Annotated in this window: 11 protein-coding genes; 2 read left to right on the top strand and 9 right to left on the bottom strand. The window is 50.2% G+C overall.

Annotated elements, in window-relative coordinates; translation table 11 throughout:
• Positions 1–146 precede the first annotated feature (146 nt).
• From OHJ21_RS17060 to OHJ21_RS17085, 6 genes are all read right to left on the bottom strand, one after another.
• The gene (locus OHJ21_RS17060; protein WP_326119293.1) at positions 147–815 is read right to left on the bottom strand and encodes an SGNH/GDSL hydrolase family protein; all 669 of its coding nucleotides are present in this window, start codon (positions 813–815) and stop codon (positions 147–149) included.
• A complete protein-coding gene (locus tag OHJ21_RS17065) occupies positions 812–3,859 on the bottom strand; it encodes an alpha-mannosidase (protein WP_486020643.1) in 3,048 nt (1,015 codons plus the stop codon). Before OHJ21_RS17065 ends, OHJ21_RS17060 begins: the two co-directional genes overlap by 4 nt.
• A gap of 95 nt (positions 3,860–3,954) precedes the next feature.
• Complete coding sequence (locus OHJ21_RS17070) at positions 3,955–5,580, bottom strand: ABC transporter substrate-binding protein (protein WP_326114510.1); 1,626 nt, start codon at positions 5,578–5,580, stop codon at positions 3,955–3,957.
• A gap of 104 nt (positions 5,581–5,684) precedes the next feature.
• A complete protein-coding gene (locus OHJ21_RS17075) occupies positions 5,685–6,581 on the bottom strand; it encodes a carbohydrate ABC transporter permease (RefSeq protein WP_100539501.1) in 897 nt (298 codons plus the stop codon).
• A gap of 11 nt (positions 6,582–6,592) precedes the next feature.
• Positions 6,593–7,507 carry an ABC transporter permease gene (locus OHJ21_RS17080; protein WP_326114508.1) on the bottom strand — a complete coding sequence of 305 codons (915 nt, stop codon included), beginning with the start codon at positions 7,505–7,507 and terminating at the stop codon, positions 6,593–6,595.
• 477 nt (positions 7,508–7,984) lie between these two features.
• The gene (locus tag OHJ21_RS17085; protein ID WP_486020645.1) at positions 7,985–8,833 is read right to left on the bottom strand and encodes a helix-turn-helix domain-containing protein; all 849 of its coding nucleotides are present in this window, start codon (positions 8,831–8,833) and stop codon (positions 7,985–7,987) included.
• Positions 8,834–8,978: 145 nt separating this feature from the next.
• Here OHJ21_RS17085 and OHJ21_RS17090 point away from each other — a divergent pair, with 145 nt between their 5' ends.
• Positions 8,979–9,920 (top strand): MTP-1 family protein, encoded by a 942-nt coding sequence (locus OHJ21_RS17090; RefSeq protein WP_486020647.1) that lies wholly within the window; start codon positions 8,979–8,981, stop codon positions 9,918–9,920.
• A gap of 344 nt (positions 9,921–10,264) precedes the next feature.
• Complete coding sequence (locus OHJ21_RS17095) at positions 10,265–11,344, top strand: substrate-binding domain-containing protein (protein ID WP_394054285.1); 1,080 nt, start codon at positions 10,265–10,267, stop codon at positions 11,342–11,344.
• A 355-nt stretch (positions 11,345–11,699) separates the two neighbouring features.
• On the opposite strand, the gene OHJ21_RS17100 is transcribed toward OHJ21_RS17095, so the two are convergent.
• Genes OHJ21_RS17100 through OHJ21_RS17110 form a run of 3 tightly spaced genes read right to left on the bottom strand, consistent with a single transcriptional unit; the run spans position 11,700 to position 15,101 of the window.
• The gene (locus tag OHJ21_RS17100; protein ID WP_207797512.1) at positions 11,700–13,214 is read right to left on the bottom strand and encodes a glycoside hydrolase family 43 protein; all 1,515 of its coding nucleotides are present in this window, start codon (positions 13,212–13,214) and stop codon (positions 11,700–11,702) included.
• Positions 13,215–13,261: 47 nt separating this feature from the next.
• Positions 13,262–14,152 (bottom strand): carbohydrate ABC transporter permease, encoded by an 891-nt coding sequence (locus tag OHJ21_RS17105; protein WP_100538770.1) that lies wholly within the window; start codon positions 14,150–14,152, stop codon positions 13,262–13,264.
• Between the two features lie 25 nt (positions 14,153–14,177).
• Complete coding sequence (locus tag OHJ21_RS17110) at positions 14,178–15,101, bottom strand: ABC transporter permease (protein ID WP_009593292.1); 924 nt, start codon at positions 15,099–15,101, stop codon at positions 14,178–14,180.
• Positions 15,102–15,124: the final 23 nt, after the last annotated feature.

Below are 15,124 nucleotides of genomic sequence, written 5' to 3' on the forward strand. Positions count from 1 at the left end.
TCTCGAAGCTTATAATGTAAGCGAATACATTACTCTTTGTGAGTAACAGCCGCTCAAGCTCGCACGGCTGTTCTCTGTGTAGAAATGTCTTTCGAACCCATAAATCTGCTGATGAGGAATTATTCCAACAACTAAGACAGTTGACGTCAGGAGCCGATTCGCATGCGAGACCAATCGAAGCCGATCGCATCCAGCAGTGCGCGCGCAATTAGCAGATGACCCGTCAAGCTCGGATGCACCCGGTCGGACGCCAGCGCAGTAGGATGCACGTAGTCGAAATGGCTGGCGAAAGCGGCCTGCGTATCCACAAACAATGCGCCTACCCGCTCCGCAACCCTCTTGGCTGCGCGTCCGAATTCATCCATCCGGCAGCGCATACGATCTTGGTCGTTCGGCTCCAGATAGAACGGCGTCATGATCACGAGTCCTTGCAGACCGGGCAGCGCTGAACGCACTAATTCTTCCAGGGTCTGCTCATATTCTTCAAGGCTCACATGCGACTCCGGAATCGCAGGTTGGTCGAACTGCCGCCATACATCGTTGATGCCGATCATGACCGTTAACCAATCCGGCTTCAGATCCAGCACGTCCGTCTGCCATCTGGCCTGCAAATCCCGAACCGTATTGCCGCCGATTCCCATATTCGTCACGCGAATAAAGAGCTCGGGATATGCCGCCTGCAGCATCCCGTCTACGAGTGCGGCATACCCTTTACCGACGCCCTGGAACAGCCCTTCCCCGTATGGATATTTACGCTCGCAATCGGTGATCGAGTCGCCAATCATGACCAGGCGTTGTCCTTCTTTCAGCTTCATCCCTTGTTCCTCCCATTCAATTGGAGTCGAATCGTCTTCACCTCGAACGGACGGAACTGAAGTTGTACGTTTCCGTCCTCATGCGGCAATTCCGCATTCTTTTCCTCCAGCATATTTGCTTCATAAACGACCTTAACGGACAGCCCAACGTGAAGCTCGCACGCTACGGAGGCTCCCTTGCTCTCGTACAGACGGACGATCCAATCGCCCGATCCGTCTTCGGCAAGCTTGACCGTCTCCGCGATCACATTGGCTTGATCGATGCAGAGCAGCGATTGCTCCTCCCGGCTTCCTCCAGACACGAGGCTGACAGGATAGTTCAGCTCGTAGGCTTCCCGCACGACAGGACTGCCCAGGAACGCGCCGTTCCAGAACGTAAATCCATATGTAAAATGATGCGTCCCTTGATCGGACGTCTCATCCGGCCACGTTGGAGCCCGAAGCAGCGTTAGGCTCATCGTGTTGTCGTTGACGGAAATCCCGTATTTGCAATCGTTCAGCAGCGCGAAGCCGCGATTCGCTTCAGCAAGCGCCGACCACTTATGCTGAACCACTTCGTAACGATCCGCATCATGCGGACGCGAAGCATGATTCGGCCTCTTGACGTAGCCGAACTGAATTTCCTGCAGCGACTCGTTCGCATGAACGCGAACAGGGAAATCGACTTTTAGCAGCTTGTTCTTCTCACGCCAGTGAATCGTTGTATGGAATTCCACCCGGCGGCTGCCGGCACAAAGCCGGATATCCTGGATCAGGGTCGATTGGTTCAGTTCGCGCTCAACCCGAATAATCGCGAAGAGCGGGCCGTTCGCGGTAACGGATACCTTGGCGCTTGTTTTCAGCTCGATGGGTGCCAAACGGTAGCGCCGATCGATCTCCCAAGCATCGAAATCCGAATTTTGATCCCGGTACATCCGCATGACGTTGCAGCGATCCGCCGCCCATTCCGTGCCGGTCTCCTTGTCAAAAATACGCGTAAACTCGCCCTGTTCGTTCATTTCGAGCACGATCCATTCGTTCTCCATATGCGATTCCGTTGCAAGGACTGCAGACACGGCAGAAACATCCGCCGTTTCCGGTCCCGCCTTGTATGTCGACCAGCCCATGGAAGGAGCTTCTACCTCGGCATAGCGAACGCCTTCATGTAGTTGCACCGGCATAACCGCTCCATTCCCGTCCGCAATTCCGTGGACGCCGGCAGGCAGCGCGACCAGTTCTCTTCTCGGCCAGGACAGGGAATTAAAGACGGTAACCCGGGAGACATCGTCGTCCGTGAGCGCATCTCTTGCGTCTGAAGCCATGTCATATACGTTCTGATTCAATTCCTTCAGCTCAAGTTGGGCTTCCTCATGGACACGATGAATGGATGAGCCCGGCAGAATATCGTGGAATTGGTGCAGCAGCAGCACCTTCCATAGTTGATCCAGATCCTCGTAAGGGTAATTCCGGTTATACAGCAGCTCCGCGGCAGCCCCCCAAAGCTCAGCCTCGCGGAAACCGATTTCTGCCTTTCGGTTCAGCTTTTTGATGATCGCTTGCGTCGTATACGTCCCGCGGTGAGCGGGATAATAGAGCTCTCCTACGTATTTGGCATCGGGAATGCCTTTTTCGATCTGATCCTCAAAAAATTCGATCGGCGAGCCATGCTTCGTCTTGGGAACGCCCTCCAAATTGCCGAGCCTGCGCATAAATTCGAGATCATCCCGATTGGAGCCGCCACCCCCGTCGCCGTGCCCGAACTGGGTGAGGCGCGTGGAAATTCCTTCAAGCTGGACTCGATCGCTCCACTGATGAATTAAGAACGACGGGTTGATCCGAATCGGGTAGTAGTCGCCGTAGTTCATCAGATGCGTCAAAATTTGCGAGCCGTCGATTCCTTCCCACATGAACGTATTATGCGGGAACGGGTCCGCTACATTATCATAAGTACCGAACAATTTTGTAGACGCGAAATAATGGATCCCGCAGCCCTTCATGATTTGCGGCAGGTTTCCGGAATAGCCGAATACGTCAGGCAGCCACAGCATCTCGTTGTCCACGCCGAATTCATCCTTGAAGAACCGCTTGCCGTGCAGCGCCTGGCGGATCAGGCTCTCGCCGCTGGGCAGATTCGTATCAGGCTCCACCCACAGGGAGCCTTCGGGAATGATCCTTCCTTCCTTCACCGCCTGTTTGATTCGCGCATACAGCTCCGGATACAACGTCTTGACCAGCTGGAACAAATACGGCTGGCTCTGGGTGTAAGTATATTCCGGATATTCGTCCATGAGCGCCAGCTGATTGGACAGGGTCCGCGCAATCTTCCGCTTCGTCTCCGCGATCGGCCACAGCCAGGCGACATCCAGGTGGGACTGTCCCATCAGGTACAGAGTCGGCGCCGTTGAACCGTTCACGCAGGAGAGGAGCGGCTCCATCAACTTCCGGCACTGCTTTGCGTTCTCACAGAGCAATTCCTGACGCAGGGTCAGATCAATCGTCGCGAACACCTGAGTCAGACAACGATCAATCTCCGCAACCCGGAGGGATTTGGCATCCAGATGATTGCGAAGATCGTACAAGCATTCCAAATCGATGAAAAACTGGTAGACTTCCTCTTCCAAAACGCAGAGCTGCGACTCTCCGAACGTCGGCTGAGAATCCGCATGGCCGGCGTACGCCTCCGCGACGATTTCAAATGCCTCGCCGGCTTTCGCCGAACGGGTTAAAGTGACGTAATGATGGTTAAGGTCCTTTGCGCCGCTCACGATACCGTTTATGTATACGGTCGCTTCAGATCCAAAATCAAGCATGGCCACAAGCCGCTTGCCTTCAGCCTCCTCGGGAACGACGACGGCCCCACGGAACCAGCCGTATCCCCAATTTTCTCCCCACCGTTGGCCCGGAGCGAAACTCTCAAACGGTTGTCCTTCCATTTCATGAATGAACAGTTGTTCCATGCTCGTAAAACCGGAAAAATCGATAGAAGAGAGCTTCGTCATCATAAATGGATCTCTTTTGTTTAGCAGCTTTTCCACATGGAATAATATCTCTTTTTTTTCACTCAAGGTTTCTCACATCCTATGGTTTCGTTATCTATGTTCCTATCGCCTTACGACATCCCCCCCTCCACAGCGGAGGACTTGCAGCGGAGGGACGTTTTCTATTCGTTTCCTAGAGCTCTTTGTGCAGCATCATTATAGATTTTCAGCGCTTCATCAATGCTGCCCATTTTATTGACCTTATCGATGAATGCCTGCCAATTGTCGAAGCTGTTCTTGCCTGCTACAAATTTGGCCTGTTCTTCCGTAACGAACGTCTTGATCGGGTTCATAATTTCCGAGATTCGCTGGCTTTCACTGCCCGTGAGTTGAATCGACGGCTCGCTCAACCAGGAAGGAACATAGTCGTTCTCGGGCATGGGCAGACTTGTCAGGAATTCCGCCTTCTCAATCGGCACCTCTTCATATTTGCCGTTAAATACCGTATAATCGGTCGCGGCAAAATCCACGAACGCTCTTGCATCGCTCACCATCTGCAAGCCCGGGTTATGGTTTCGGCTTGCGCGCATGCCGTATTTATCGCCCTCCAACCAGGGATCCTTGGCCGTTTTCAGCGAGTCGACAAAGGTCGGAACGCCGTCTTCCCCGATCGTATAGGTCGTGCCCTCGATTCCCCAAGTGATCAGTCGGATCATTTCATCCGAATATTGATAATCGATGAATTTGATCAATTCTTCAGGGTTTTTAACTTTCGAGCTCACGCCGTAGACCCCCCAGCCCAGGTCAGGGGTATTGCCGTTCACAACCTCCTGCCAGGCTTTTCCGTACTTCGGATTGTCGGGATACAGCGAAACCGCGAAAATCTTCCCGTCGTTGGCCGTTCTCGTGTATTCAGCCGGCGTCGTAAACCACTGCGTCAGCCACATGAGGTTGTCGCCGTTCAGCGCTTTTCTTTTCAGCGTATCGTCTGTATCAATGGTATACTCCGGATCTAACAGCTTCTCCGCATACAGCTTATTCGCAAATTGGAGCGCATCTTTATATCCTTCATCCAGAACTCCGTATACGTATTTCTCGCCGTCCCAGAAAATTTCATCCCGGATATGGTTCGCGGAGAACAGCGATCTCAAGCTATTCCATTTGGTCGCAACGGGATATTTATCGGGGTAGAGCTCTTTAAGTTTTTTGGCAGCATCATAAAATTCATCGAGCGTTTCCGGAATTTTGATGTTATTGGCCTCGAACACGTCATAGCGGTAAGCAGACGTATTCTGGATGAGCATGCCGCGATCCTCCGGGAATCTGGGCGTGGAGGTTTCTTTAAAGGTGAACATGTTGCCGTCGGCATCCGTCACCCGCTTCATCCCGTTCTTTACCTTGCTAATGTAGTTCATATAATTCGGCATTAAATCTTGATACTGGCCCAACTCGAGCAGTTGGCCTTGTTCGGCCATTTCGGTCGTATCATAGAATAACGGCGTCACGAAGAAGTCTGTCAGATCGTCGCTCGCGATCATAAGCTTGACCTTCTCGTCATATTCGGAAGAAGGAATATAGTTATATTCAATTTCTACCTTCTTGCCCATATAAGCTTCCATGCGTTTGTGCCATTCCTTGCCCACCAGACTATTCGGATTATCCACGCCGTTTGCCGGCAGCGTGACCGAAAAGCGCATGACTTCTTGATTCTCTTCATGGGTATCGGATGTTTTGGAATTATTCGAACATCCGGAAAAAACCATCAGTAGGGCCAAGCCGAGGACAAGCATTTTTGCCAATTTGTTCATTCCATTTCCCCCTAATTTGCACAATGAACCGCTTCTTCAAATCTGCTATTCATTACAGGTCACGACTGCGCACGCAGCTTGCTTACACCGCCGCATCCGCATTTTTAGCCTTTGATGGAGCCGACGAATATCCCTTTGGTGAAATGCTTCTGGAAGATCGGATAAATACACATGATCGGAAACATGGTAATAATGATGACGCTCATTCGTACCGCCTTGGGATCAAGCGTTTCCCCCGGGGCATTGATGGCGACCGCGCCGCCTCCTACCCGTCCTTGAATCGCTGTCGTATCCAAGGTAAACAGGTAGTTTCGGAGCACCATCTGCAAGGGATACTTATCCTGATCTCGCAAATAAATCAAAGCCTCGAACCAACTGTTCCAGCTTCCGACCAGCCCGAATAGAGCAAAGGTTGCAAACAGCGCTTTCGACAACGGCAGTATGATCCTGAAGAGAACCACCAAGTCACTCGCCCCATCGATATAGGCGGAGTCCTTCAGTTCAGAAGGAATATTCAGAAAGAAGGTCCGAAACAGAAACACATTGTAAGCACTGATCGCACCGGGGAGAATCATGACCCAGACCGTATCCAACAGATTCAAACCGCGCATAAGCAGATAGGTCGGTATTAAGCCGCCGCCGAAAAACATCGTAATCATGAGAAAAATGGTCAGAAATTTCTTGCCCGCAAATCCCGGGATCGTGAGCGGATACGCCATCAGTGCCGTAAACAGCAGCATGATGCCCGTAGAGCCGGCCGCATAAAGGATCGAGTTCAGATATCCTTTAAAGATGTACGGATCCTGAAATACCGTCGTGTACGCCTCCAGATTAAATCCCTTGGGCCAAATCGTTACGCTCCCCGAGGAGATGTAACGCGTGCCGCTAAGCGATGTGGCGATAATGTTCAGAATCGGATACAGCACAACAATCAGGATGAATAGCATGATAACAATATTGAATACATCGAAAGCTCTGGAGCCCAAACTAGCCTTTTTCAACATCCCACCACCTAGAACAAACTCGTCTCTGATACTTTCCGGCTTAACCAATTGGTCAAGTAAAGGATCGTAAAGGAAATAACCGACATGAATAATCCGATGGCCGTCGTGTACTCGTATTGAGCGCCTAGTATACCTTGACGATAAACATAGGATCCGATGACATCTGCTACTTCGTAAGTCTCAGGCGAATAGAGCAGGATGATCTTCTGGAAATCGCTCCCGAGGACTCCTCCGACGGCGAAAATCAGCAAAATAATGGTGGTCGGCTTAAGCGACGGCCATGTGATGTGCAAAACCTTCTTCCACCGGCCTGCGCCGTCTACCTCGGCCACGTCATACAGGGTAGGATCAATTCCGCTTAATGCAGCAAGGTAGATGATCGTGCCGAACCCGACGCCCTGCCATATGCCGGAAGAGATGAAGATGGTCCGGAAATAGTCAGGCTCGAGAAGAAACATGATCGGGTCTCCGCCGAAGAAGCCGAGAATATGGTTGAACAAACCGTCTCTCGCCGTAAATTCCTTAAGCATCCCCGCAACAATGACGACCGAAATAAAATGCGGGAAATAAGAAACCGTCTGCACAAGCTTCTTAAAGCCCTTGTTTTTCAGTTCATTAAACAACAGAGCCAGTATGATCGGTGCGGGAAATGACCAAAATAAAGTATACAAACCGAGAAGCAAAGTATTCTTTAAAACCCTGAACGCCATTGGATCGTTAAAAAAAGAAGTGAAGTATTTTATCCCCACCCACTCGCTCCCCCAAATCCCCTTGGAAGCATTAAAATCTTTGAAAGCGATTAATATTCCGTACATCGGAAAATAGTGAAAGATTAACAGCGTCAGAAAGCCGGGAAGCACCATAAGGTAGAGATAGCGGTGCTTGACGATCCTGGCCACCAGCCTGTTAGTGGTTGTCTTCAAAGGAACACCTCCTGACTGTTAGAGGTTGTTCAAAAAGTCCCGCTTTGATCACGAAGTAGCACTGAAAGTTTATTCGACATCGAATCTTGAATTCAGCCGGGCCTTCCGGTGCTCACGTACCCAAAACGTACGCTCCGCTCCTCAGCCCCTAGCTTCATCCAACCTTCTCGGTGCTGAAAGTCTGGCTTTTTGAACACGCACTATTCACTTAACACGTTGTGATCGGATACAGCTGGTGCTATTGCTCGAGGCCGCATGAGCCCGGCCATTTGGTTCGTTTTATATGTAAGCGCATTCATTTTCACCCCCAGACCGTATCCTAACGTTCGTCGAAAACGCATTTGCTTCCGGCTACCGTCCCCTATTGATGTGATTATCATGATGCCTTATAACTTGTTATGCTAAGTAGAAAATAACACATACTATTTTCATCGTCAATACATAAAAATGTTTATATATTCACCTTTAATTAGCATACTATCTTCGGTTTGTCCCGAACTGACGATATCGATGAGGCGTTAGGTTATGCCTCCGCTTGAACAAGTCGTAAAAGTAGCTGACGTTGTCAAGTCCAATCTCAAGGCTGATGTCCACGATGTCCATATCCGTATTTAGCAGCAAATTCTCGGCATAAGACACTCTCAATTCATTAATGTACTGGGTCGGGGACATTCCCAGATGCTTCCTGAACATCCTGCATACATAGGCATGCGATTTGCCCGACAGCTGGACAAGCACAGCCGTTCCCCGCGTGAAGTGCTCTTTCTTCCTCGCCTCTCGGCATAGTGACTTAAACCACTCCGGCTGTCCGGTAAGCTCAATCGGATCCGCGTCAGCCTTCATATACCTGGAGAACAGGTCGGTCAAGATGGCTCTTACCTCCGCTTTGACGACCAGCTTCTTCTCCTGCGGGATCAGACTGAGCTGGTCCAGCCGGTACCGCACATATTCCTTCTCCGTTTTGGACAGCAAGGTCGACGGCGGCATGGCCGGCCCAAGCAGTCTTTCGCTCGGGAACCCTCCTCCCAAGAAAGCCATGAGGTCGTCCAGGACCTCGCGATGGAACGACAAATTGATGAACTGGCAATCGCTGTCCATCGCCTGCTCATAATAATGAACGTCTCGGTCCCGTATGAACACGAGTGTATTTTCCTGCAGCAGCTGCCTTTTCCCATTAATGACATGCACAACGCTTCCTTTCAGGATAAGAAACAATTCAAAGAAGTCGTGCGTATGCATGCCAATCGTATCGCGCACCGAAGCGATCAGCCGATAGTGGGCCTGAATTTCAGAATCAATGCCGTCCGCCGCATAAAGCTTCAACATAGGCGATATCCCTCCTTGTTTGTATACCGATAACTTCCTCCGATGTCAAAGCACCATAAAGCGTTCCAAAATAGAGCAAGATCGGGAGCAGCTCTTTCGATTAAGATAGAGTGGTTATTGAAGCCTGAAAGGAGATTTGACACGAATGAACTTACTGGAACTGCGTCACCAATTCGAAGCAAACCAACGCATTTATGAAAGCGCCAAGCTTGTCTTCCACGGAGTCGAAGGCTTCGATGTCTACAACCCTACGATTCCATTTCAATGGAACGGCAAGCGCTACATTTACGGACGCGTGGAGAAGCGACATGAGTGGGCGAGGTCGTGGGTTCGCTTGTTCGAGCAGAGCGGTCCGGACGAGTGGATGGCCGTGCCGGATACGATGATTTACCAGCTTGAGGACCCTTATATTAGCGTGATCCACAAACAGCTCGTATTGGGCGGCACGCATGTCCGTTACAAGCAGGGACGGCTCGATACGTTCTACGGTTATTTCTACAAAGGCAGCGATCTTCACGATCTCTTCTACTTCACGACCGGTCCGGATTATATGAAGGATATTCGGCTCGTAGAGCTCCAGGACGGGAGGATCGGCGTCTTCTCCAGGCCGCGCGGCGAAGGGATTCGCAAGGAATTCGGAAGCGAATCCTTGGTAGGATTCACCGTCATTGACAGCCTGGACGACCTGTCTCCCGAAGTCATCGAGAACGCCCCTTATATCCGCGGATTATTCAGTAAGGATGAGTGGGGCGGCTGCAACCAGGCCTACTTGCTCGATAGCGGGAAGATCGGCGTCATCGGCCATATCTGCTACGCGCAAGGAGATACATCGACTTATATGAACATGGCCTTCGTTTTGGACCCGCAGACGAATCAATTTTCGGATTTGAACATCATCGGCACCCGTCCTTGTTATCCGGATGGCCCCGCCAAGAAGCAGCATCTGACCGACTGCGCGTTCACCGCCGGCATCGAAATGCGTCCCGACGGCAAAGTCAATCTGTACAGCGGCATCGGCGATACCGAAGCGGCGCGCATCGTCATCGACTACCCGTTCGAGAAGGAAGGCGCCATTGTAACCTTATAGAAGAAATTCCAAGATCAATTCCAAGATCGAGCTGCTGGATTCCCCAGCGGCTCGTTTTTATGTCCGATTGCGGCTTGGTATAGCGCCATTCTTTTTTCTGCCAGGTGTCAAGGTTAAAAGTTATTATCATAAGTAAATCAAAACACATACCTTATTTGACCCCATAGTAATACAAACCTTCATAAAATTCAAAGATTTTATATCATTTCGCTCCTTTCTTGGTTAATTCCTGAAAATTCCGGCCTATTCGACAAAATCTTTTTCCGGGTTACGCTCCAAGTACGTATACTTTTTAAAGTAATATGCGCTATAATTGAGGAAATGTTGATACGAGGTGAACCTACTTGAGCAAGAAGGACTTGGCTCTGCCAAAGTACCAGATGGTAAAAGACTATGTCTTATCTCAGATCGAGAATCAGGAATTTACGAAGGACGATCGGATACCTAGCGAGTCGGAATTTTCCAAGCTGCTGGATGTCAGCTCCATCACTGTGCGTAAAGCGTTGTCTGAGCTGGTGAACGAGGGCGTGATCTACCGCGTCCGAGGTAAGGGGAGCTTTGTCGCCAGCCAAGCAGCCGTCTCAGAGAAGACCTCCAATCTGGTGGCCTTCGTCATCTCCGGCGTCGACCTGTACGACAGTTCGTATATGCAGATCATGAGAGGCATTCAGTCATTTCTAGGACAGCATGGCTGCAAGCTGATCATCGAATTCGTGGAGAACGACTTCGAACAGGAACGTGAGCTCATTCTGGGGCTGATTCAAACGGAGCTAAGAGGATTACTCATCTATTCCTCCGATCCCGAAGCTGCGAAGGGCTATCTGGGAGAGATTCGCAAAAAATCGATTCCGTTCGTTATGCTTGATCGTTCCCCTTCCGGCTATCCGGTCAACGTTGTCACCTGTAACAACCATGACGGTGCTTATGAAGCGGTAGAATACTTGATACAGCAAGGACATCGACGAATCGGATTTGCGGCTTACGACTATCATCTGAGCCCGGAGGTTGACCGATATAACGGTTATTGCAACGCCATGTCGAATGCGTCCATTCCGATTCCCGATTCGCTCTTGTTCCTGGATAAGGAACTGGACTATGCTGCACTGGCGAGCCTTATCCATAACGGAGAACTGACCGCGCTGTTCTGCGCGAACGACAAGCGGGCCCTTGAGGTAATCGAACAGCTCACCGCACTTGACATTCGTATCCCCGAACAAGTATCCCTCATGGGCTTTGACGATTTCGAGAGCTCCAAATTCGCCAAGGTCGCCTTGAGCACCGTGAAGCAATATTTCGATGTCCTTGGCTATGAGAGTGCCAAGCTGCTGTTCGAAATTACCGAAGGCTCGTCTTACGGCAATAAGAAAGTCATGCTGCCTACAAGCTTGGTCATACGTGAGACGATCAAGCCCGTCCAAGGTTAAGGTAACGCCAAAAAAGGCAATGGATTCCAGGATGTGCTGGAGTCCATTGCCTTTCATGTCTAACCGGATATTCGATCTGTCCGTGTGTACGCGGGTATCATTTCGTACAGGATACTCATAAAAGTTTATTGACGCATATGGAAGCCACAGAGGATGAGCACTGGGAGAATGTCGCCCCGCCTATATGCCAGATGCTCTTAATAAAACAAAATTTAGCAGATAAGATTCTGAATGAACAAGCTTCATATAATGTCCAACTTCTGGGATTTCTTCATGTGGGTTGGTTTTTCTCTTCGAATAAGCCAGCAGATCTGTTCGACAATATGATGTTTTGATGCCCCTTAAATACGTCTTCTTATGATGCCCCATCCTCAAGGACTTGGTAATCAAACCAATCAAAATGTGCCGGCGAAACGGAACGAACGCCGTTGCCTGTGGCATACATGGCGATGAGCACGCCCGTAAACCCGCCGGCAACTTCCGTAGCCAACATGGCACATTCGCCTTCACCGAACCAACAAGGCTCCTGGCCACAGTCGGCAAATCCGAACGCATACTTCTCTTTGTCGGCTTGAATGGTGAGCACAACCGAATCCGAAGACCAAGGCGCCTCGTTTTCGACTTTCCATAAGCTTCCGATCCTTCTGCGAAAGATCATCTTTCGGCGACCATCGATTCGCGTCACAGCCATCTCGTAATGGAACCGCTCGTTCATGAACACGGTTAATCCAGCTTCCTCGCCGTCCCGCTGCGGCACGAAAGTCAAATGCGCTGAAGCCTTCATGTTAAAATGCTGCTGTCTTCTTCCGAGGAAGGCCGGTGCGTCGTCGTTTAATGTTGCTGCTGAACCGTTCAATGTCAGGCAGCTCTCCTTCTCGGTCAGGGACCCATGATCCGGATGTGGTGACCGAAGAAAATTCCAATATGGCGCGAGCTCCGAGTCTATAAAATCATCTCTTACAGGAGGGCTCGATACGGGTTTCAATCGGAGGTTCCCTGATGGCATCGTCTCATGAACGACGCCGTTCTCTCCAATAACAGGCCATCCATCCCCTGTCCAGGATACAGGGGCGAGAAACGTTTCTCTGCCAAGATGATGGCGCTGAGGATAACCGACGGGCCGTATGCCGAGGAAGACCGCCCACCAGCTGCCGTCGGGGGCTTGAACCAGATCCGCATGGCCTGTAGCTTGAATCGGCTTTAACAGACTCCGATGAGTCAGGATCGGGTTGTGCGGACAGCTCTCGAACGGACCGTCGGGCCGCTTGCCTCTGGCCACGGTCACCATGTGTCCGTATTCTGTTCCTCCTTCGGAAATAAGCAGGTAATACCACGCCCCGACCCGATACAAGTGCGGGGCCTCCGGATATTGCCCGCCTGTTCCGTTCCATAATAAACGGACCTCGGAGAGCTTCTGTCCAGTTTCTATATCAATCCGGCTTTGATAGATCCCCTGGTTCCACGATGTTGTATAATAAACCGTTCCATCCTCGTCAAAAAACAAATCGGGGTCAATCCCGGGATGGTCAACGAATACCGGATCGGACCAAGCCCCGCAAGGATCCTCCGAGGACACATAGAAATTCCCTCCCACAGAAACATTGGTCGTGGACATGTAGAACATGCCTTGATGAAAACGGATGGTTGGAGCGTATATCCCCGTCGAGGTGCCTGCATTTCGAAGATCCAATTGCTCCTTCCTTGTCAAGCAATGGCCGATCTGTGTCCAATGCACAAGATCCTTGCTGTGAAAAAGAGGAACTCCCGGAAAATATCCAAAGGAACTCGTTACAAGATAATAATCGCCGCCGACCCTGCAGATACTGGGATCGGGGTGAAAGCCGCTAATCACAGGATTTTGGTATGTCATTTCCACAATGGTTTCTCCTTATTCGTTCATTGAATCGTCGCAATGGTTTACTTCACCGCTCCGATCGTAATCCCTTTAACGAAGTACTTCTGAAAGAACGGATACGCGATCAGAATCGGCAATACCCCTATAGCGGCAATCGCCATACGTACGGTCGTGCTTGGTAATTCCATGATGGCTTGCCCTGCACCCGTGCTGGCAAGGTTACTGTTGCTCGTCAGAAACTGGATATCCGTCATCATTTTATTCAGAATCGTTTGGATGCCAAACAATCTCGTGTCCGTTAAATAGATCAGTCCATTAAACCAGTCGTTCCAGTATGCGATGGCTTGAAACAGGCCGATGGTTGCCATGATAGGAAGCGACAGCGGAAGAACGATCCGGTAAAATGTTTTAATTTCACTTGCCCCGTCGATGCTGGCCGCTTCGAGCAAGGCTGAAGGAATGGAAGTTATGAAGAAGGTCCGCACCAGAAGAACGTTAAAACCGTTCATGAGCAGTCCCGGTATGAGCAGCCCGAACAGCGTGTTCTTGATGTCGAAGAGCTGCGTATAGACCATATAAGTTGGAACCAGCCCGCCGTTGAACAACATCGTAAAGAATACGAAGAACGTCCAAAAGTTCTTTAAAGGCATGTCGTGGCGGGACAACGGATAAGCCAGCATGGAACTGATCGCCAAACTGACTGCCGTACCGATGACCGTGATGAGAACCGTGATTCCATAGGCCCTTCCAAGCTCCCCGACATGCGTCCACAAATAATGGTAGGCGTCCAAACTTAACTCCGTTGGAAAAAAGGAGTATCCGTTCTGGATAATGCTTGCTTCGCTGCTCAGCGAAGATACGATCAGCAAAGCAAATGGAATCAAACATGCCGCCGCAAACAATCCTAGGATCACATGGGCGGACCACTGCAGCAATTTGCTTTCATAAGCCATATTGTATTGCACCTCTATTCTCGGTCTAGAACAACGCGTTCTCCCTATTGAATTTACGCACGATATAGTTGGCACTCAGAACAAGTACGAACCCGACAATGGATTGGTAGACGCCCGCTGCCGAAGCCATGCCGATATCCCCCATGATCATCAAACTTCGGTACACGTACGTGTCGATAACGTTCGTTGTATCGTTGAGCATGCCTGAATTCATCGGCACCTGATAAAATAATCCAAAATCGGAATAGAACATGCGGCCGATGCTCAGAAGCGTAAGCATGACGATCACCGGCGTAATCAACGGAATCGTAATTGACTGAATTTGCCTCCATTTCGAGGCCCCGTCCAATCTTGCCGCCTCATAATACTCGGGATCGATGCTGATAATGGAAGCCAGGAAGATAATACAGGAGAAACCGACACTCTTCCAAAGTTGGACCACCGTCAAGATCACCGGCCAATATTTCGGTTCGGTATACCACGAGATGCTCTCGATTCCGAATAGGGGAAGTATGGTCTTGTTCATGAAACCCGTCTCTAAACTAAGAGCCGCATATACCAAGTAACCGACCACAACAAAAGAAATAAGATGCGGCAGCACAATGACGCTCTGGTAGAAACGCGACAGCACCTTGACTCTTATCTCGTTCAGCAAGATGGCGACGGCAATGGAAAGCACGGTGCCAATCACGATGAAGGCGGCATTATATAAAATCGTATTCCGCGTGATGATAAAGGCGTCTGTCGTTTTGAACAAATATTCAAAGTTTTTAAAGCCGATCCAGTCGCTTTCAAAAATTCCGGCCGAGAAATTAATATTTTTAAAAGCAATAAACATGCCGAACATAGGAGCATAATTGTTGATAATGAGATAAGCGATTCCCGGGAGCATAAGGAGATATAGAGGCGTGTATTTCCTGAACCGTTTCAGCCCGCTCCGTCTGGTCATAGGTGCACAACCCTTCTTTAATA

It is taken from the genome of Virgibacillus sp. LDC1, from assembly GCF_025792345.1.
Taxonomy (GTDB): Bacteria; Bacillota; Bacilli; order Paenibacillales; family Paenibacillaceae; genus Paenibacillus_AQ; species Paenibacillus_AQ lautus.

What these genes read in the sequence shown, in the direction of transcription:
- OHJ21_RS17105 (WP_100538770.1), bottom strand. Translation starts at nt 14,152, where the DNA reads ATGGCTTATGAAAGCAAATTGCTGCAGTGGTCCGCCCATGTGATCCTA.
- OHJ21_RS17085 (WP_486020645.1), bottom strand. Translation starts at nt 8,833, where the DNA reads ATGTTGAAGCTTTATGCGGCGGACGGCATTGATTCTGAAATTCAGGCC.
- OHJ21_RS17110 (WP_009593292.1), bottom strand. Translation starts at nt 15,101, where the DNA reads ATGACCAGACGGAGCGGGCTGAAACGGTTCAGGAAATACACGCCTCTA.
- OHJ21_RS17090 (WP_486020647.1), top strand. Translation starts at nt 8,979, where the DNA reads ATGAACTTACTGGAACTGCGTCACCAATTCGAAGCAAACCAACGCATT.
- OHJ21_RS17060 (WP_326119293.1), bottom strand. Translation starts at nt 815, where the DNA reads ATGAAGCTGAAAGAAGGACAACGCCTGGTCATGATTGGCGACTCGATC.
- OHJ21_RS17070 (WP_326114510.1), bottom strand. Translation starts at nt 5,580, where the DNA reads ATGAACAAATTGGCAAAAATGCTTGTCCTCGGCTTGGCCCTACTGATG.
- OHJ21_RS17100 (WP_207797512.1), bottom strand. Translation starts at nt 13,214, where the DNA reads ATGACATACCAAAATCCTGTGATTAGCGGCTTTCACCCCGATCCCAGT.